The organism is Paenibacillus chibensis (assembly GCF_004001045.1).
Lineage (GTDB): Bacteria > Bacillota > Bacilli > Paenibacillales > Paenibacillaceae > Paenibacillus_AQ > Paenibacillus_AQ chibensis.
In genome coordinates, this window is sequence record NZ_BIMK01000032.1 from 71,940 (window position 1) to 91,666 (window position 19,727).

At 51.3% G+C, this 19,727-nt stretch carries 21 protein-coding genes; all 21 read right to left on the minus strand.

All coding sequences use genetic code 11. From position 1 onward, the window contains the following. Positions 1-43: 43 nt before the first annotated feature. Positions 44-838: an NUDIX domain-containing protein gene (locus PCH05_RS21335; protein ID WP_127605664.1), complete on the minus strand. Its 795-nt coding sequence runs from the start codon at positions 836-838 to the stop codon at positions 44-46. A gap of 98 nt (positions 839-936) precedes the next feature. Then, a complete protein-coding gene (locus PCH05_RS21340) occupies positions 937-1,338 on the minus strand; it encodes a PaaI family thioesterase (RefSeq protein WP_127605666.1) in 402 nt (133 codons plus the stop codon). Between the two features lie 38 nt (positions 1,339-1,376). Then, positions 1,377-1,856, minus strand: coding sequence for a GNAT family N-acetyltransferase (locus PCH05_RS21345; protein WP_246049851.1), 480 nt, complete (start codon positions 1,854-1,856; stop codon positions 1,377-1,379). 191 nt (positions 1,857-2,047) lie between these two features. Beyond that, the gene (locus PCH05_RS21350; RefSeq protein WP_127605669.1) at positions 2,048-2,494 is read right to left on the minus strand and encodes a YlbF/YmcA family competence regulator; all 447 of its coding nucleotides are present in this window, start codon (positions 2,492-2,494) and stop codon (positions 2,048-2,050) included. A gap of 34 nt (positions 2,495-2,528) precedes the next feature. Then, positions 2,529-4,088 carry a tRNA (N6-isopentenyl adenosine(37)-C2)-methylthiotransferase MiaB gene (gene miaB / locus PCH05_RS21355; protein ID WP_127605671.1) on the minus strand — a complete coding sequence of 520 codons (1,560 nt, stop codon included), beginning with the start codon at positions 4,086-4,088 and terminating at the stop codon, positions 2,529-2,531. 178 nt (positions 4,089-4,266) lie between these two features. Continuing rightward, positions 4,267-4,839 (minus strand): phosphate propanoyltransferase, encoded by a 573-nt coding sequence (gene pduL, locus PCH05_RS21360; RefSeq protein ID WP_127605673.1) that lies wholly within the window; start codon positions 4,837-4,839, stop codon positions 4,267-4,269. A gap of 108 nt (positions 4,840-4,947) precedes the next feature. Beyond that, the gene (locus tag PCH05_RS21365) at positions 4,948-5,814 is read right to left on the minus strand and encodes a 2-oxoacid:ferredoxin oxidoreductase subunit beta (protein WP_127605675.1); all 867 of its coding nucleotides are present in this window, start codon (positions 5,812-5,814) and stop codon (positions 4,948-4,950) included. 2 nt (positions 5,815-5,816) lie between these two features. Beyond that, positions 5,817-7,571, minus strand: coding sequence for a 2-oxoacid:acceptor oxidoreductase subunit alpha (locus PCH05_RS21370; protein ID WP_127605677.1), 1,755 nt, complete (start codon positions 7,569-7,571; stop codon positions 5,817-5,819). A gap of 240 nt (positions 7,572-7,811) precedes the next feature. Continuing rightward, a complete protein-coding gene (locus PCH05_RS21375; RefSeq protein ID WP_127605679.1) occupies positions 7,812-8,819 on the minus strand; it encodes a dipeptidase in 1,008 nt (335 codons plus the stop codon). Between the two features lie 179 nt (positions 8,820-8,998). Continuing rightward, positions 8,999-9,259: a stage V sporulation protein S gene (locus PCH05_RS21380; RefSeq protein ID WP_006286829.1), complete on the minus strand. Its 261-nt coding sequence runs from the start codon at positions 9,257-9,259 to the stop codon at positions 8,999-9,001. Between the two features lie 153 nt (positions 9,260-9,412). Then, positions 9,413-10,207 (minus strand): TIGR00282 family metallophosphoesterase, encoded by a 795-nt coding sequence (locus PCH05_RS21385; RefSeq protein ID WP_127605681.1) that lies wholly within the window; start codon positions 10,205-10,207, stop codon positions 9,413-9,415. Between the two features lie 84 nt (positions 10,208-10,291). Next, the gene (rny, locus tag PCH05_RS21390) at positions 10,292-11,836 is read right to left on the minus strand and encodes a ribonuclease Y (protein ID WP_127605730.1); all 1,545 of its coding nucleotides are present in this window, start codon (positions 11,834-11,836) and stop codon (positions 10,292-10,294) included. 281 nt (positions 11,837-12,117) lie between these two features. Beyond that, positions 12,118-12,849: a regulatory protein RecX gene (locus PCH05_RS21395; RefSeq protein WP_127605684.1), complete on the minus strand. Its 732-nt coding sequence runs from the start codon at positions 12,847-12,849 to the stop codon at positions 12,118-12,120. A 91-nt stretch (positions 12,850-12,940) separates the two neighbouring features. Further along, the gene (gene recA, locus PCH05_RS21400) at positions 12,941-14,002 is read right to left on the minus strand and encodes a recombinase RecA (RefSeq protein WP_127605686.1); all 1,062 of its coding nucleotides are present in this window, start codon (positions 14,000-14,002) and stop codon (positions 12,941-12,943) included. 208 nt (positions 14,003-14,210) lie between these two features. Then, complete coding sequence (locus tag PCH05_RS21405) at positions 14,211-15,497, minus strand: competence/damage-inducible protein A (protein ID WP_127605688.1); 1,287 nt, start codon at positions 15,495-15,497, stop codon at positions 14,211-14,213. Between the two features lie 116 nt (positions 15,498-15,613). Then, complete coding sequence (pgsA, locus tag PCH05_RS21410; RefSeq protein WP_127605690.1) at positions 15,614-16,201, minus strand: CDP-diacylglycerol--glycerol-3-phosphate 3-phosphatidyltransferase; 588 nt, start codon at positions 16,199-16,201, stop codon at positions 15,614-15,616. Between the two features lie 201 nt (positions 16,202-16,402). Then, complete coding sequence (locus PCH05_RS21415) at positions 16,403-16,894, minus strand: YajQ family cyclic di-GMP-binding protein (protein ID WP_127605692.1); 492 nt, start codon at positions 16,892-16,894, stop codon at positions 16,403-16,405. 161 nt (positions 16,895-17,055) lie between these two features. After that, positions 17,056-17,217, minus strand: a complete 162-nt coding sequence (locus PCH05_RS27405) for a hypothetical protein (protein ID WP_164766748.1) — start codon at positions 17,215-17,217, stop codon at positions 17,056-17,058. Between the two features lie 134 nt (positions 17,218-17,351). Beyond that, complete coding sequence (locus PCH05_RS21420; RefSeq protein ID WP_127605694.1) at positions 17,352-18,386, minus strand: RodZ domain-containing protein; 1,035 nt, start codon at positions 18,384-18,386, stop codon at positions 17,352-17,354. 28 nt (positions 18,387-18,414) lie between these two features. Next, entirely contained in the window at positions 18,415-19,185 is a 771-nt protein-coding gene (locus PCH05_RS21425; RefSeq protein WP_127605696.1) for a DUF3388 domain-containing protein, read from the minus strand. Between the two features lie 240 nt (positions 19,186-19,425). Next, the gene (locus PCH05_RS21430) at positions 19,426-19,677 is read right to left on the minus strand and encodes a DUF3243 domain-containing protein (RefSeq protein ID WP_127605698.1); all 252 of its coding nucleotides are present in this window, start codon (positions 19,675-19,677) and stop codon (positions 19,426-19,428) included. Between the last annotated feature and the right edge of the window lie 50 nt (positions 19,678-19,727).

Here is a 19,727-nt window from a genome sequence, read left to right on the forward strand (position 1 = left end):
AATACAATAAAAAAGATACGTTCCAACGGCTTCTGTGCGCGTATCAGGTGTAAATGGACAGCAGCGGCGCATAATCCGTAAATCGATATAATTGCGCCGGACGCTGGGAGTATTGATTGGAGCTCATCGGCTTGCCGTCCTCGTCCCGAACCTCTTCCAGGATGCCCTGCCTGCTGCGGGTTGACGTAATTTTACGAATAAAATTCGGTTCGCTGAATTCGGGCACAACGGTCTGAATGACCTGATACAGCTCGCTGAGCGTGAACTGCTCCGGAAGGAACTGACGGGCGATGGTCGAATGCAGCATCTGCTGCTGAATCCGCAGGTAGGCGTCACGGATGATCTCCCGGTGGTCGAAGGCGAGTTCCAGGCCGTTCAGTACCTCTTCGATGCCAAAAAGTCCGACTTCCCCGGCATCATCCGCCGCCTGCCTGCTTTCCAGCATCCATTCCTCCACAAGGGCGAAAAATGCATGGCTGATAATCCAGCCGCGCGGATCTCTTCCCGGCGTGCTGTATACGCCCAGATATTCCAGATGGCCGCCGTCCACTCCCGTTTCTTCCTTAAGCTCTCGTGTCGCGGCATCGTAGATCGATTCACTTTCGCGGCAGAAGCCGCCGGGGAGGGCCCACATACCGGCAAAAGGCCAGGATTTACGGCGAATCAACATGACTTTCAATTCCCGGATGGGAAGCGTCTTGGTCACTGTTTTTCTTTCTTTTTTGGTTAACGTAAACATGACGATATCTGCCGGAACGCCGTCCGGCGTACGATATTTTTTAGCAGAATAAGCCAGTGCTTCAGGTGAGGTATCACCTTGTTTCCCATGTTCGTTCATATTTATCACCACATAAAAATTTCTTTTTGATACTTTCATTATGAATTATTAAAAGAAAATGTCAAGTGTTTTTAGGGAAACGACGGCAGGAACTGCTGCTACTTCCGGTGCACCACCCGGAACGTTGCGGTCGCCATACAGCCAAATGTGCCTTCACTGTCATATATGCGCGCTTCCGTCGTGAGCGACCGGCCGGCCATATGCAGCACACGCGCTGTCACTGTCAGTCTTCCGGTGGTCATGGCGGACATGAAATGAACGTTAATGTTGGTCGTCACGCAGCTGTCATCGTTCTTCGCAGCCGTCGCCACCATTCCCATCGCCTGATCCATCAGGGACGTCAGCACGCCTCCATGGATGATTCCCATTGAATTGGTATGATGCTCCTTAGCATCCAAAGCAATGACGATTTTTTCTTCATCGGCCGACACGAATTCACAGCCCAGATAAGACCAAAATGTGTTTTCGCCGCGCGCAATCATTTCTTGAAGTGCATTCATTGGTAGTCCCCCATTGTTGTCTAAATTCATTATGCCCATTATTTCTCTCGGGTGTTCATTTCCAAAATGACCTGATCCCGGCACCAAATGCCGTTTTCATAAATCGGTTCAGGATAGTTGTTCACAAAATAGTCCCGCTCTATCCGGACCATGCGGAATCCGCATTTCTGATACAATCCTAGCTGATCCAGGCTCGAATTTCCGGTCCGGACGATCACCTTGCCGTATTCCTTGGCTCCAGCCTCGTTTAAGGCCTGCAAAATCAGCCTCTTCCCGTAACCTCTGCCCTGATACCTCTCTTCCACCGCTGCATTCACGATTTCCGCTTCCGATGAGCTTAAACGCAGGAGCCCGCATACGCCGATGATTCTTCCATTCTGGTCCGCAACGGTCCAGTCGGTCTGATGCAAATATTTCTCCACTTGAGACCAATCGGGATCCGCCAACAGCAGTAGCTGCTTCGGAAGCACTTCTCCCGGCAAGGCCTGGCGAATCGTAATCTCTGTCTCCATCCGCATGCAGTCCTTTCTCTTATCTAACTGTCACTGGCGCCCGGCCCAATCCGGTATCCGCAAATAACCCCACAAGCGTGGGGCCATGCTCAGATCCATAGTACAGTCAAGTATTTTGCGTACGCCTGAGAAACACGACATTCGTTGATGTCAAAAAAAAGGCTTGGATACAGGATCCAGCCTTAATTCGTCGTCGCTTAACCGCAGTTGGAAGGTGGCGCATCCGTTCCCGCTTCTACGTTGATCTTCTCGGAAACCGTATCGCGGATGACAGACATCACCAGCTGCAAAAGGTAATTGATATCGCTTTGGCTCTGCTGGAACTCGACAACAACCGGAATCGCGTCGATCTCGTCCTGCAGCGTTTCCATTTCCTTTTCGATTTTCGCTACCATTTGCGGGTTTTGAAAAGATTCGAAGGCCACGATTTCTTTCTGGCGTTTCTTCAGCGTGGCGATCAGACCCTGCACATGCTCATGGTTGCGGATTTTTTCTTCCGCCTTTTGGTATTGCTGCACTTCTTCGCTGCTCGAGATCAGTTCCGCCAGTTCCTTGGCTTTTGCCATGATATCGTCGCGGATGATCAAATCCTTCGTATCGTAAGACATCATACCCAAACTGTTGCGATGGCCCTTTTCAATCATCTTCTATTACCCCTATTCCGTTTAATTGACTCTATTAGGTTAATGCAGGAGCTGAACTCATTTCCGGAACGATTTCACCTTTGATGTACCAGGTCATCGCATCCGTAATTTTGACATGGACAAAGCTTCCGATCAAGTCCGGATCCCCTTCAAAATGAACGAGCTTGTTGGTGCGTGTCCGTCCGGCCAGCACAGAGGCGTTATTTTTGCTTTCGCCCTCAACCAGCACTTCAACGATTTGACCACGGAGGTTTTCATGGCTCTTGCGGCTGTGGAGCTCGATAGCACGGTTCAGGCGCTGCAGGCGCTGCTTTTTGACATCCATCGGCACGTTGTCTTCCATGACGGCGGCTGGCGTACCTTCACGCGGCGAATAAATGAACGTATAGGCGGAGTCAAATCCCACCTCATCGACGAGCGAGAGCGTATCCTGGAACTGCTCCTCCGTCTCGCCAGGGAACCCGACGATAATGTCTGTGGTCAGTACGGCGCCCGGGATGGCAGCCTTAATCTTGCCAACAAGCTCCAGGTAGACTTCCCTCGAATATTTGCGTCCCATAATTTTCAGGACTTCGGTGCTTCCCGATTGGACGGGCAGGTGAATATGCTCAACCAGATTGCCGCCTTTGCTGAGCACCTCGACCAAATGATCATCAAAATCCCGCGGATGGGAAGTCGTAAACCGGATTCGAGGAATGTCGATCTTGCGGATATCATCCATCAAGTCCCCGAAGCTGTAGCTGATATCGGTAAAATCCTTGCCGTACGCGTTGACGTTTTGCCCGAGCAGCGTAACTTCCTTGAAGCCCTGGCGGGCAAGCTCGCGCACCTCGGCAATAACGTCCTCCGGACGGCGGCTGCGTTCCTTCCCGCGGGTCATCGGTACGATACAGTATGTACAGAACTTGTCGCAGCCGTACATAATGTTGACCCAGGCACGCAGTCCTTCCCGCTTCTTCGGCAGGTTTTCCACGATGTCGCCCTCTTTGGACCACACCTCAACGACCATTTCCTTGCTGAGCAGCGCTTCACGGATCAAATGGGGAAGTCTGTGCACATTATGCGTGCCGAAGATCAAGTCCACGAATCCATGCTTCTGCATGATGCGATTGACCACATTTTCTTCCTGGGCCATGCATCCGCAAACGCCAAGCAGCATCTCGGGCTTTTCCCGCTTCAAATGGCTGAGATGTCCGAGCTCGCCAAACACTTTATCTTCCGCATTCTCACGAATGGCGCAGGTATTCAGCAGAATAATATCCGCTTCCTTGCGCTCCTCGGTTGGCGTGTATCCCATCTCTTCCAGCATACCCTTGATCGTCTCCGAATCATGCTCGTTCATCTGGCAGCCGAATGTATACACGATGTAGTGCTTGCCTTTGCCGATCTCCCGAAGATCTTCGGGAATCGCCGTGTCATACAGCACCTGCACGTCTTCCCGGCGGCGCTTCTTGCTTTGTCTATGGTTAGGCTCCGAAATAATATGAATCTCCCGGCCTTTAATGCGGATGGTCTTGCCGTGTTCGTCTTCAGACAGGACCTTGGCATCGGAAAAATCAAAATATTTGGAGTAATCCTTTGGTTCCTTGGCCATGCTTGCTGATCACTCCTTCAATCCCCTTGGGGGCAGCCCCCTTCGCCTAAAAAGGCATTCCAGTAAATTATAACATGAACCTCTTGGGTTATCTACTTTCCAGCATTCAGATTGCAGCAAAAAACGGGAGAATTCTCTCCCGTTTCATGAAGCCTGTATCCGTTTGTAGTACGCCTTATTAATCGATAATTTCGGCCGTATCTCCGGTGTTGACGCCGGCTGCATTGCCTTCGTCGGTATCGATGTGCATGTCCAGCGCAAAGCTGTCCGATACGCGGGCGATGACGTTTTCGAATACGACGCCGCGTTCTCCTCCGACGCGAACCTTCAGCAATTGCTGATCGGCAATTCCCCAATTAGCCGCATCCGAGGTATGAAAATGGATATGGCGCGCAGCAACGATGACGCCCTGCTCCAGCTCCACCTCGCCTTTCGGGCCTTTAACTTTGACGCCCGGCGTTCCCTCGATCTTACCGGATTCGCGAACCGGCGCCTTTACGCCGATGGCAAAGGAATCCGTACGGGAAATTTCCACCTGGCTTGCTTTGCGGGCTGGGCCCAGGATTCTTACCTTATCGAATTGCCCCTTCGGACCAATCACAGCTACCGTTTCATTGGCGGCAAATTGGCCCGGCTGGGACAGCGGTTTAAATTCGGTCAGCTGATAGCCTTCTCCAAATAAAGCCTCAATATGTTCTTGGGTAAGATGAATATGTCTTGCGGATACTCCTACAGGTACAGTTTTACTCACGTGGATCACTCCTTATATTTTCTCTATGATCTGTACGCAGACTCATTATACATCCTTTTACCCGAAAATAAAAAGGCGCTACCGCATACGCGGGCGCCTTTTCAGCTTTTATTTGAATTCCGCTACAAGATTGTCAAATTGTTCGCGGGATAGAAGTGATTCCTGCTGGGCAAGCGGCTCTTCACGGAAGCCGGGTACCAGATTTTCGTAGGCTTTCTTGTTCTTGTCCTGATAGATGAGGCCCGTGACCATGCCGCTGGTTTCCATCAAGGTGGTCATCGCCGCGATCCGGCTGGATGGATCATAGTCCGGAATCGTGTCCAGCGGAACGATGTTGTCCTTGAACCACTCATACGTATTCACCTTATTGAAGGTGACGCAAGGGCTGAAGACGTTGATGATCGAAAAGCCCTCATGCTTGATCGCTTCCTCTACCAGCGCCGTCAGCTGCTTGATGTCGCTGGAAAACGACTGTGCGACGAAGGTGGCACCTGCGGATAAAGCCAGCTCCAGCGGAGACAGCGTCGTTTCGACCGATCCCTGCGGCGTGCTTTTCGTCACGAATCCTTCCGCGCTGCGCGGCGAGGTTTGTCCCTTCGTCAATCCGTAGATTTGGTTGTCCATGACGATATAGGTCATGTTAATGTTTCTGCGGATGGCATGAATCGTATGCCCCATACCAATCGCGAAGCCGTCGCCGTCACCGCCCGTCGCGATGACCGTCAGATCCCGGTTCGCCAGCTTGACGCCCTGCGCAATAGGCAGCGAACGGCCGTGAATGCCGTGGAACCCGTAAGCATGAATGTAACCCGAAATCCGCCCCGAGCAGCCGATGCCGGAAATGACGGCCAGCTGCTCCGGCTCAAGGCCCGAGTTCGCCGCGGCCCGCTGAATCGCAGCCTGGATGGAGAAATCCCCGCAGCCCGGGCACCAGTTTGGTTTGACGTTATTGCGAAACTCTTTGAATGTCGCCATGGTTATACCAGCTCCTTACTTGCCTGACTGACTTTTCTGCACTCTTCGGCCACAATGGACGGAAGGAACGGATTACCGTCATATTTCAGCACGCTCGTTATTTTGTCTCCGCCACCGGCATGCAGCTTGATCAGATCCGCGAGCTGACCCGTCGCGTTGTGCTCGAGCACGATCACTTTTTTCGCCTGCTCCACATAGGATTTGACAGCTTCCGCCGGGAACGGATGCAGCAGCCGGATCATCATCTGGTTCGTCGTGATGCCTTCATTTTCAAGCGACTCGCGCGCTTGCTTGATCGTGCCGCCCGTAGATCCCATACCGATAATCAGCAGCTCCGGATTCTCATAGGCGGCATCCACATGAATCGGATGCTCCACGGTAATCCGGTCCATTTTGCCGAGACGTTTATCCATCATTTGCTTGCGGTTTACCGCACTTTCCGATGGACGTCCGCTTTCGTCATGCTCCACGCCGGTCACATGGTGAATGCCGTGCTTCTGGCCCGGGAGCACCCGTGGGGATACCCCGTCCTCGGAGAGCTCGTAGCGCTTGAACAAAGAGCCTGCAGGAAGCTCCGGCGCCTCCTGCACCAGCTTGCCGCGATCAATCGAAATGCGGTCGTAATCGAGCTGCTCGCAGGACTGCTTCCCGAGAGACAGCTGCAGATCCGTGACAACGATGACGGGCAGCTGATACTTGTCTGCCAGATTAAAAGCTTCTATCATATCGTAAAAGCACTCTTCAATCGAGCTTGGCGCCAGCACGACTTTAGGAATTTCCCCATGCGTGCCGTGAATGAGCGCGTTAATATCGCTTTGCTCCTGTTTCGTCGGAAGCCCCGTGCTCGGTCCGCCGCGCTGCGTGTCCACAATGACGACAGGGGTTTCGGTCATCCCTGATAAACCGATGGCCTCCATCATCAGCGACAAGCCCGGTCCGGCAGACGCCGTCATCGAACGCACTCCTGCATAGCTCGAGCCAATGGCCATCGTAATCGCGGCGATTTCATCTTCCGTTTGAACGACCGTGCCGCCAAACTTCGGCAGCTTCTTAATCAGATATTCCATGATTTCCGAAGCCGGCGTAATCGGATAAGCACTCATGATGCGGCAGCCTGCGGCCAAGGCACCCAGCCCGATCGCGTCATTGCCGATCATGAACAGCTTTTGCTTGCCGTCGGCAGGCTCCAGCCTGAAGTCCTCCAGCGGTCCTCCCGCCAGCTCAAGCACATAGTCTGCGCCGTGCTGCACGGCCGCGACATTTTTTTCGACAACCGCCGGGCCCTTGCGCCCGAATTCTTCCTCCACCGCTTTGTTGAACACGTCCATCGGAAGCCCGAGCAGCGCCCAGGACGCGCCGGAGGCAACCATGTTCTTCATCAGGGAAGTTCCGAGATCTTCCGCAATGGAAGTGATCGGCACAGGAAACAGACGTGCGTCCGTCCCTTCAGGCAGCGTCGGTCCAAACTTGGCATCCGCGATAACCACGCCACCCGGGCGAAGCTCATGCGCGTTCAAATCGATGCTCTCCTGGTCGAAGGCGACCAGGATATCCAGATCGTCCGCGATCGCGCGGATCGGCTGCGTGCTGATGCGTATTTTATTGTTGGTGTGTCCACCTTTGATACGTGACGAAAAATGCCGATAGCCGTACAAATAATAGCCGAGGCGGTTCAGAGCCGTCGAAAAAATCCGGTCCGTGCTCTCCACGCCTTCGCCCTGTTGTCCGCCTATTTTCCAAGACAATTGACTAATCAAAAAAGCCCACTCCTTCTCCCCGCTGCAATGTGCCATCTATGTTTGCGAGTTCCCCATGGCAAGTAATTTGAAAATAACGGTTTAACCGCTTATAGAGAATGTTATTCCGGGGATATCAGCCCGTATACACCCCAAAGTGTACACTTTCTAATATCTTAAAAAAGTTTAGGTCGAACCGGAGCAAATATCAAGGATTTTTTGTGTGACATTTTTCACCGTGAGCCGCTCCGGTTCATGATTCTAGTGAGCTGCGCCTGTTCCCTTAGAAGGCAAATGGGTGCCTAGATAGGACAAGGCATTGCCCGAAAGCCAATTGCGGACCAAATCCTCGGAATAATGCTTGCACAAAAGCTCCGCAAACGCTGGATATTGCCCCGGATGCTCCAGCCCTTCGATCCACGAATCGATGCCGTCAAAATCCGAGCCTACCATCAAATGCTTCTCCGCGCCCAACTCGCAAAAATGCTCGATATGGGGCAGCAGCTCCTGCGGTCGCACCGGCCCTTCTCCGCCTGATCGCACGAACCAAGGCACGAAGGTCATCCCGATACGGCCGTCCATCGCCACGATTGCCCGGACCTGCTCATCGGTCAGGTTACGCGGATGCGGACAAACCCCCTTGGCGTTGGAGTGCGATGCGATGAACGGCCTGTTGGTCCGTTCCGTAAGCTCCCAGAATCCGGCCTGGGACAGATGGGACACATCAAGCAGCAATCCGATCTCGTTGCTCAGGTCGATCAGCTTCCGCCCTTTTTCGGTAAAGCCTCCATTCCGCTCTTCAAGCACCCCGTCCGCTGCCCAGTTGGCGTAGTTCCATGTAATTCCGAGAAACCGCACGCCCATCTCATAACACATCCGCACATAAAACAAGCTGCCCTCAAATCCGTCCGCTCCTTCAACCGACAGAAGACCCCAGGGGACCGGTCCTTGACCACCTTTGGCCGCGGCCGGATGTTGAATCGTTTGGGCCAGCTCGTCAGCGTCCTCTTTCCAGCGAAGCCAACGCACGCCGCCGCCGGTCTTCATGACTCGGTTTTTGAACGCATCTATCTGATCCAGAATATATTCGTATTTCGGAATGCCCCATTTTTCCGATAAATAGATGGCAAAGCACTGCATCGAGACGCCGCCCTGGATCAGCCTGTCGTAGGTGACATCCAGCTTCCGATCGTTCTGGAAGGATATTCCTGCATCCTCCCTCATTTTGCTCAGCACGTCGCAGTGAAAGTCAATGATGGGTAACTTCATTTTTAAGTCACGCCCCTCGTAAAATGTTCATGGATCGGCACCCGGCCGAAAATGCAAAAAAACCTGTCTATCCCATATAAACTGAATGGAAGCCACAGGGAAATCCCCTCGAAAAGCCCGACTTCATTCAGCTTATATCAATAAACAGGTTTCAACAACAACGATATACACAGTTCAACTCATCTAGGCTCCACAATCAGCTTGATTGCGGTCCGGTCTTCCCCATCAATCACAATATCCGTAAATGCTGGAATGCAGATCAGATCAACTCCGCTTGGCGCGACGAATCCCCGGGCAATGGCAACCGCTTTAATGGCTTGATTTAGCGCCCCCGCTCCGATTGCCTGCAGTTCAGCAGCACCACGTTCACGAAGCACGCCAGCTAGAGCACCGGCAACAGAATTTGGATTGGACTTTGCTGAAACTTTTAATACTTCCATGGTAAGTACCTCCCCTGGGAATGATGATGGTTAGCTTCCACATACTAGATGTTATTCGTGAGTGGTAAAATAATTCCTTCTTTTTGTCAATTTTACCTGGAAAAACACATCCATAGTCTTAGCCGCCGATTTCGTTCCCGCTCGGAAAGTTCCTTAATCCATAATCCAATCATCTTCCAGTAAACGAATTTTCTCCATTTTTTTGGCTTTTCCTGTCGCATCATCCAACTGGACGAATAAGCCGTGGAACTGCCACTTCCCGTTGTCTACCCGGAATCGCACCGGCAGCTGCGTTTTGAATTTGCGCAGTACCGCCTCCCGTTCCATGCCCAGGATCCCTTCCTTAGGACCCACCATGCCGGCATCGGTCAAATAGGCTGTTCCGCCCGGTAAAATCGTATCGTCATTGCTCTGCACATGAGTATGTGTACCTACGACGATCGAGGCGCGGCCATCCAGATGCCATCCCATGGCAATCTTTTCTGATGTCGCTTCCGCATGGAAATCCACCAGAATGTATTTATGCTTCTTGCGCAGCTGGTCCACGATTTCATCGCTGACGCGGAAAGGGCAATCAATCGCCGGCAAAAAGGTGCGGCCCTGCAAATTCACGATCGCGAGTTCCTTACCGTTCGCTTTGATTACCGTTGAGCCCAGCCCTGGCGTACCGGGAGGGAAATTCGCCGGACGAATCATCCGCGGCTCATCATCGATAAAATCGAAAATCTCCTTGTTGTCCCATGTATGGTTGCCCATCGTAATCCCATGAACACCCCACTCGAAAAAATCCTTGGCGATCGACTCGGTGATCCCTCTGCCGGATGCGGCATTTTCACCGTTCACGATTATGATATGCGGGTTATACTTTGATTTCAGGGAAGGCAGCGTATTCTTTAACGCCTTTCTCCCTACGCTTCCGACGATGTCTCCAATAAATAAAACGTTAATAACGTTTCCCTCCTTGATTAGATGAAAATTTACGAAAAAGTGAAAAGTGGCCCCACAGAGCGGCGGCCACTTTTCAAATAGCGATTATTTAGCGTATTCAACCGCCCGGGTCTCACGAATAACGGTAACTTTAATATGCCCCGGATAATCCAGTTCATTTTCGATCGTTTTCGTGATATCCCTTGCCAAGCGGAAAGCTTCCGCATCATCAATCTTCTCAGGCTGTACCATGACGCGAACCTCGCGTCCGGCTTGAATCGCGAACGATTTTTCTACACCCTCGAAGGACTCGGAGATTTCCTCCAGCTTTTCCAGACGTTTAATATACGTTTCGAGTGTTTCACGACGTGCTCCCGGTCTTGCCGCGGACAATGCATCCGCTGCTCCGACCAGCATGGCGATGACTGAAGTTGCTTCGACATCACCATGGTGTGATGCAATGCTGTTGATAACCACCGGATGTTCCTTGTATTTCTTCGCCAGCTCCACGCCGATTTCAACGTGTGATCCTTCCACTTCATGATCCAGCGCTTTACCGATGTCATGCAACAAACCGGCCCGTTTGGCAAGAACGATATCCTCTCCAAGCTCTCCGGCCATCAGACCTGTGAGATAAGCAACCTCCATGGAGTGCTTCAGCACGTTCTGACCATAGCTGGTACGGAATTTCAGGCGGCCCAGGATCTTGATCAGATCTGGATGCAGCCCGTGAACTCCCACCTCGAAGGTCGCCTGTTCGCCGTATTCGCGAATGCGTTCGTCGACCTCTTTGCGTGACTTTTCCACCATTTCTTCAATCCGCGCCGGATGAATTCGGCCATCAGATACCAGTTTTTCCAAAGCGGTACGGGCGATTTCCCGACGGATCGGATCGAATCCTGACAGAATAACAGCTTCAGGCGTATCATCGATAATGAGATCAATACCAGTAAGGGTTTCCAGTGCGCGGATATTACGGCCTTCGCGACCGATGATCCGGCCTTTCATTTCCTCATTCGGCAATGTCACGACAGATACCGTCGTCTCAGCCACATGGTCTGCAGCGCAGCGCTGGATGGCTAGCGTCACGATTTCTCGTGCCTTCTTGTCCGCTTCCTCCTTGGCCTGCTGCTCGATGTCTTTGATCATTTGAGCGGTCTCATGCCGTACTTCCTGTTCCACATTGCTCAAGATGATGCTTCTTGCATCCTCAATCGTCAGATTGGAGATGCGTTCCAATTCAGTGACCTGGCTTTTATAAATCAGATCAATCTGCTGTTGTGTCTCTTCAATACGCTTCTCTTTGTTAGCCACTTGTTCTTCTTTGCGTTCCAGCGATTCAATCTTTTTATCCAGCGACTCTTCTTTCTGCAACAATCGTCTTTCCTGCCGTTGAATTTCATTCCGACGCTCACGAGTGTCTTTTTCAGCTTCAGTACGGATTTTATGGACTTCGTCCTTCGCTTCCAGTACCGTTTCCTTTTTCAGTGCTTCAGCTTCCTTCTTCGCATTTTCAACAATATTCAATGCAGCTTGTTCAGCACTAGAAATTTTAGCTTCTGCAAGAGATTTGCGAATAAAATATCCAATCACGAACCCCAAGAACAATCCGGCAACAACGAGAATGATCGATAATAGCCACGTAGGCATAATTTCACCCCCTCGTTGGTTCCTCCAAGGTATTCCTTGGGATTTTTTGTACAGTCGTTCAATCAACACGTTCATCATCATACACAAATCGTAAATCAACGATTCTTATCTCCCGCGAATACGGGCATTATCCATATGAATTGGCGCTCATGAATCTTACAGAAACAAGCCTTTTTTGGAAGGAAAAAGGGTTTCATTACGGTACAAGATTCATATTCATTTTAGTATTTGTGAAAAGATATTGTCAAGAGAGTGCATTTCATAATATGTCAGCTTCTGCCTCAATCAAATGAAAAATCCTCCAATTCCTCATCAGCATCCCCATTTTCCTGAATGAATTGATTGATTGCCCTCCGGACATGTTCGCCTGAAAAGCCCCTTCTCATTAAAAAAGATCCGGTTTTCCGCTTCTTGTCCATCACTTCGCCGCGCGTTTGATTCCATTTTTTTCTTCCCACAATCAGACAGCTCTCGAATTCCTGCTCCTGGCTCACCTCATCAAGCGCCTCGCTGATCAGAGACTTGTCCACGCCCTTCTGGCGAAGCTCCTGCCTGACCCAGGCTCTACCCTTCCGCTGGCTCGAAATGCGCTGGGAGGCCCACTGCTTCGCATACAGCTCGTCGTCAATCAAGCCTTCCTGCTCCAAGCGCTGAAGAGCTTGCTCAATGACCGACTGCGAAATTTCTTTTTCCTTCAGCCGATCCGCCAGTTCCTTTCGGGTTCGCTGCTTCCGTTCGAGATATTTGAGTGCTTGTACATAAGCCCGCTGCTTCTCATCCGCCAGCACGATATCTTCAAGTTCCTGTTTCGTGAACTGGTTTCCTCTCAGCATCCGGTACTTGATCATGACATCCTCATGAATGGACAGCTTGTATTCACCGAATGAAATCAAATATCGTCCCTTTTGCTTCGGCTGCCGCTCCACTGCCGTGATCACCAGCTCCTGATCATCCGGAAAATGAGACACATCCGTCTCTTCCTGCTGCCCTTGCATATCTTCTTCTAGCTGCATGATCTCCCCCCCTGAACATTGCCTCCTATGGAAAAGGCGCCCCGGTCAGGTTCACCAGGGCGCCTTCTATAAAGGCTTTATAGGCTAACGTCTATTCAAGCTCCAGCAATTCCTGTTCTTCCTTCTGCTCATCTTCCAGTTCGCTGGACGTAGGAGCTGGAACCACCGTCGTAAGATTGCTTGCTTCCCGAATCTTGTTCTCGATGGCATCGGAAATTGGCGTGTTCTCTTTCAAGAACTGCTTCGCATTCTCACGGCCTTGGCCGAGTCGTTCGCCTTCATAGGAGTACCAAGCGCCGCTCTTGTTCACGATATCCAGTTCCGTACCGATATCGATAATGCTGCCTTCCTTGGAAATGCCTTCTCCGTACATGATATCGATCTCCGCTTGTTTGAACGGAGGGGCCACTTTATTCTTCACAACCTTGATCCGCGTCCGGTTACCCACGACATCATTGCCCATCTTAATGCTCTCGATCCGACGCACATCCAGGCGTACGGAAGAATAGAATTTCAGGGCGCGGCCGCCAGGCGTTGTTTCTGGGTTACCGAACATCACGCCAACCTTTTCGCGAAGCTGATTAATGAAGATGGCAATCGTCTTCGACTTGGCGATCGCACCGGACAGCTTCCGCAGCGCCTGAGACATCAGACGAGCCTGCAGACCCACATGGGAATCGCCCATTTCACCTTCGATTTCCGCCTTCGGTACGAGGGCAGCTACCGAGTCCACAACGACAATATCTACTGCGCCGCTGCGCACAAGGGCTTCGGCAATCTCAAGCGCCTGTTCGCCTGTATCGGGCTGGGAAAGCAGCAGTTCATCGATGTTAACGCCAAGCTTGCTTGCATAAAGAGGATCAAGCGCATGCTCCGCATCGATAAATGCGGCTTGTCCGCCAGTCTTCTGAACTTCCGCAATGGCATGTAAAGCCACCGTTGTCTTACCGGATGATTCCGGTCCGTATATTTCAATGACGCGGCCTCTCGGAAGACCGCCAATACCCAATGCTATATCTAAAGCCAAGGAACCGCTGGGAACGACTTCCACTTGCATGTGAGTTGACTCACCCAGCTTCATGATTGAACCTTTACCAAATTGTTTCTCTATCTGACGAAGCGCGACTTCCAGCGCAGCACGACGATCTGACAATAAACTCACATCCTTCACCGTTTATAAACCTATCATACCTTGTTTTGGAACGTTTGCCAAGCATTTTTTCGAACATACATTCGTTTTTTTTTGCCCCGGTCATTCTCCTTCCGGCAGTTCGCCACGGCCCCGGGAACAGAAAAGAACCGCAGCAAAATCCATTTTTGCACGGTTCTTCCGTATAACAACATTATAACTCGTTCACGGTCTATTGTACAACTTCATCCGATGCCGATTCCGGTTTATGCGTCACGAGTCTCAGCCACAAATGATGAAGCAGGGTCTTGACCGTACGGATCCGGATCGTCTCACGGTTGCCGCTGAATCTCAGCTCGAAAACCTCCGTTTTCTTCCCCTTCTCCGCAAGCCCGACATAGACCAGCCCGACCGGCTTCCGCTCGGAGTAACCCGGCCCGGCAACCCCTGTGACCGAAAGTCCGAAATCGCTGTCCGGAATCATCCGCACATGCTCCGCAAGCACTTCCGCCACTTCATGGCTTACCGCTCCCGGAGCCTCTTCTCCTTCAAGCAGCGCATGCGGAACATGCAGAAGCTTCTCCTTCATCGCGTTGGAGTAGCACACGATCCCTCCAAGAAACATCGTTGCGCTGCCCGGAATCGACGTAATGCTCTCCATCAGCAAGCCGCCTGTGCAGCTCTCGGCCGCGCTCAGCGTGAGCCCGCGGTCCGCCATGATGTCCACGATCATCTTCTCAATCGGCACGTCCGAGCTTGCATACATATGCTTGGGCAGGCGCTTTTGAATTTGAGCCTCTAGCGCCTCCAGCTTTTTCATCGCCTCGAGCTCGCCGGCCGCTTTGGTCGAGATGCGGACCGAAACTTCGCCCTCCTTGGCGTAAGGCGCGATCGTCGGATCGCTTTGGGCCTGAATCAGATCCAGCAGCTTATCCTCAAGCAGCGATTCGCCGATACCGGCGAATTTCAGCATCTTGGAGTAAATCGGCATCTCGTCCGTCAAAGCATGCTGCAAGAGCCACGGTTTGACCTGGCTCTCGAACATCGGTTTCATTTCTTTCGGCGGGCCCGGCATCACGATATAGAACTTCTCGCCCTCTGCGATCGCGATTCCAACCGCCAGACCCGTCTCATTCGGAAGCGGCGTGCTGCCGTCAATGACAAGCGCCTGGCGGCGATTGTTCTCGGTCATATCGATCCCACGGTTGACGAAGAACTTCTCCACCTGGTCCATGGCCAGCCGGTCGATATGAAGGGAGCGGCCCAGCACGGCGGCAAGAGCATCCTTGGTCAGATCGTCCTGGGTCGGACCAATCCCTCCGGTTAAGAGCACGATATCCGCGCGCTGTGCAGCGTGCTCGATGGCATGCTGCAGCCGCTGCATGTTATCGCCGACGACCGTCTGGTAATAAACGTCGATTCCCATCCCGGCCAGCTCCTGAGACAGAAACTGCGCATTGGTATTCAAAATTTGACCAAGCAGCAGCTCGGTTCCTACTGCAATGATTTCTGCTTTCATGCTGTCATTCCTCCTACCTGATGCGTATCCTCACACCTATATTTAACACAATACAAGCCGGATACTATCAATGTCCGTATTGGAAAGAAAAAGCAATAGGATCTCCCTATTGCCGTTTATGCATTGGTAAGCCGAAGCAAATGTTTGTTTTTGACGAAATAATCGATCCCGGAGTAAATCGTGATAAGCGCGGCCGCCCACGTCATAATGACATCCAGCGGAACGCCGATCAGCTCGAATGGGAAGTTGTTGATAAGCATCAATACAATGGCGACGATCTGAACCACTGTCTTGGCTTTGCCCCACTTGCTTGCCGCAACGACGGAGCCGTCCAGGAGCGCAATCTGGCGAAGGCCGGTCACAGCAAATTCGCGGCTGATAATCACGACGGCGATCCAGGAATCACATTTGCCCATCTCCACAAGCGAAATGAGTACCGCCGCCACAAGCAGTTTATCCGCCAATGGGTCAAGCAGCTTGCCTAGATTTGTAACCATGTTGTTCTTGCGTGCCAAATAACCGTCTATACCGTCCGTGCTGGCTGCCACAATAAAAATGAATGCCGCGATCAACTGATTCAGGGGCAGCTCGTAAGAATTCCAGACCAGCGGTTCCGGATAGAAGCTGAAATCCACCAGGAGAAACACCATCATGATCGGAATCAAACATATTCTTGCAATGGTAATACGGTTGGGCAAATTCAATGTACACCCTCCCCGGATAAAACAAACTAGAAGTATAAATTCACATGATCAGCACAAAATGTACCGGAACTAACTATGTAAAAACGTCCCTCACTACACTTATCTTCACAAGTATAATATAACGTTTTATCACCTGTCAAAAAGATGCAGGCGGCTTTCCCGCCGCTGCCGCAGCCAGGCTTCGGGTTCTTCAGAACCCTTTTATTTGAAATTCGTGAACTGCAGATCCAGAGGCAAATCCGCCTTGCGCAGCAGCTGCATCACGGCCTGGAGATCATCCTTGCTTTTGCCGGTCACCCGGATCTGGTCTCCTTGAATCTGGCTTTTGACCTTCAGCTTCGAGTCCCGAATAAGCACGTTGATCTTTTTAGCATTTTCCTGATCAATGCCCTGCTTCAAAGTAATGCGCTGACGAACCGTCCCCATGGATGCAGGCTCAATTTTGCTGTAGTCCACATTTTTCAACGAAAGACCTCGCTTGATCATTTTTGTCTGCAAAATATCGATGACGGAATTCAGCTTGTATTCATCATCCGAAACGATGACCAAAGCTTCTTTTTCCAGCTTCAGGCTGCTTTTGCTTCCTTTAAAATCAAAACGGGTCTCGATCTCCCTCTCTGCCTGGTTAATGGCATTATTCATTTCCTGCAAATCGAATTTGGAAATGATATCAAATGAACTTTCTGAACTCATGTTCACACGTCCTTTCATAAAACTTCATGTCATATTATATGAAAATGTGGCGGACAAGTCTATTTTAAACTATGCGTCATGCTTTTAATCACAGCAAAGAGACATTCCTGCCCGGGAATAACGGATCATCAGGAATGTCTCTTATGGGCAAAGGCTCGGCCTTAGCGGCTCCGTGCAGGCTGTCTGAACATGTCCAAAATCCCCAGCACGATATGCGCAAGTCCGAAGCCCAAAATGCCGTAACCCCATGCATTGGGAGTCAGATAATAACCGAGGAGGCTGACAATGATGCCTAAACCGGTCACGATCCAGCTGACTGTCATAGTCCATACACCTCATTTCCCTTGGAGATCATAAGACAGGAATCAAATTGAAGCTAGTCCTATTGTCTCCGGGAAGGTGCACGCTTATTCGCTGTACCCTGGCAGCTGCAATATGATCGAATCTGTTGAGCCTGCTATTGGCCGGAACTACTGTCCGTGCTGTTCGAGCTCCCCGCAGACTGATCTTGGGTTGTATTCAAGCTGCTCGGATCCACGACCTGCAGCACGATTCGAGAAGTCGATTTCCCGTCCGTAACGGTCTGCCCGGCAACTGTAATAGTCGTCGCTGGCGAATATCCGGATTTAATATACATCCCCGAAGAATCGAGCGGGAAGGATAAGGAATCCCCGTCTTTGGTTTTTCCGTAGGAAAGCTTTTTGCCATGACTGTTCTGGCCGTTATAAACCTCAAGCCAGCTCTCACCGGTTGCTTTGATTTCCACAGTTACCGGCGTCCCTTGGGCAGCGGCAACTTTGAATATCGTGTCTTTGCCCTTTTTGCCGTCCTGCTGTACCGTCACAGTCCCGCTCGGAGGCGCCGTTGCACCGTTGTCCGGTGTCGTCGTATCCGTACCGCCGTCCGCAGGGGGAGTCGTCGTCTGGTCGCCGCCAGTGCCGCCAGCAGTGCCACCTCCAGGCGTCGTCTGATCCGGATTTGTTTTATCCGTACCCTCTGCCGTTTTGCCCGGATCGGTCGCAGGTGGCGTCGTGTCCGCCGGTTTCTTGGAAGGATCCTGCTGGCTATCCGTCACTTTGGACGGATCAACATTATTTGATTTCGTATGGCTTGCCTGGCTTGCATAAATATAAATGACGACGATAATCAGAATCGGAAAAATCCACATCAATGTCGTAGACAGCCACTTGACGTTGCGTTCCGAGGAACGGGTGCTGCTCCGCTTCTGAATCACGGGCTCCATCGTCGGTTCAGGCTCTGCAGGCGCCTCTTGCTTATGGCCCTCCAGCAGCAGATCCGGATCGAGTCCCACGGTCTCCGCATAGGTTTTAATAAAAGCCCTCACGTAAAAACTGCCGGGGAGCACCTTGTAGTCCCCTGCTTCGATGGCCTCCAAATATCTTTTGCGAATTTTCGTCATTTCCTGAACATCATCCAGACTCATGCCTTTCTGCAGTCTGGCCTCCCTTAACTGTTGTCCCAGTTCGGACATGCCATCACCTCCTCATCCTAAGTGTGTATTAAATGTCGTCATTGTAAGAGCTGGTAAAAGTATCATAAATGATTTCTTCCGTCGGATTGTTGCGCAGCTCAACGATAATGTCAAAATCATCATACGTATATTCGGATTCCTGTACAAAAACATCAGGATGCTCGATCACTTTGGTGCAGGGCATCCCCATAATATCCTGCAGCAAATTATAATGACGTTCATTGGAACGGATCGTGCTTACGATACCATCGATGATAAACACGTTGTTCGGGTTCATCTCGTCTTCGGACAGCTGGCTTCGAACCGTTTGGCGAAGCAGCGTCGAGGACACGAATGTCCAGCGTTTCATAGCGCAGACACTGCCGGCTATAATGGACTCCGTCTTGCCGACCCGCGGCATGCCGCGAAGACCGATGACCTGATTACCGCTCTTCTTGAATAATTCACCCAAAAAGTCGACGAGTAATCCGAGCTCGTCCCGGGTGAAACGGAAAGTTTTGCGGTCGTCGGAATCCCGGTCAATGTAGCGGCCGTGGCGCACGGCCAGAATATCGACAAGCTTGGGCTCGCGCAGCGCGCAGACCGTAATGTTGTCGACCTTTTTCAACATGGCTCCCATCAGGGAAATCTTCTCGTCATCATCGGTTTCAAGAAGCATCCCCCGAGTTTTGCCTTCCACGCCGTTGATCGTTAATATGTTAACCTCAAGCATACCAAGCAGGGATGCGATATCCCCGAGTAGACCCGGACGGTTTTTATGTATCCTGTATTCCATGTACCATTGTTTCGTTTGTTTCATTTGATTAGCTTCCACCTTGACACCCCATCTGAACTTTTCCCATGTATTTCGACAAAATAAACCTGCTGCCCTTACGGGAGAGGCTCTCAATTCCATGCCATAATGTTGGGTCACGTTAATGATATATAAAATAATACTGAAAAACAAGTTCAATACTGTAACCATTAGAGAAAAGCCCCCAAACGGGGGCTTTTTCCTAAAATGCAGCGCTAGATCGGCGAATCCGGCTCCATCTTCTACCTATGCATTTCTCTTGGCCAGCTTGACCATCAGCCGGGCAATCGTGTGTCTTTCCTCTTTGTTGCCGACTTCCCATAACTCTTTCAGAGCGCGGTTGGAAGCGTTCTGCGGATCGACCTTCTCGTCCAGGAAATCACCGATTTCGTAGGCAAGGCTGGCGATCGTATCTTCGCTCATTCCCATTTTTTCGGCTTGAACGATACGTTCCCCGAGAAATTTTTTCCAGGTATCAAAATTCTTGAGTACGGTCATTGATAAGTCCTCCCTTGGCTGTGGCGCATTGAGATTTAAAATCAACAATT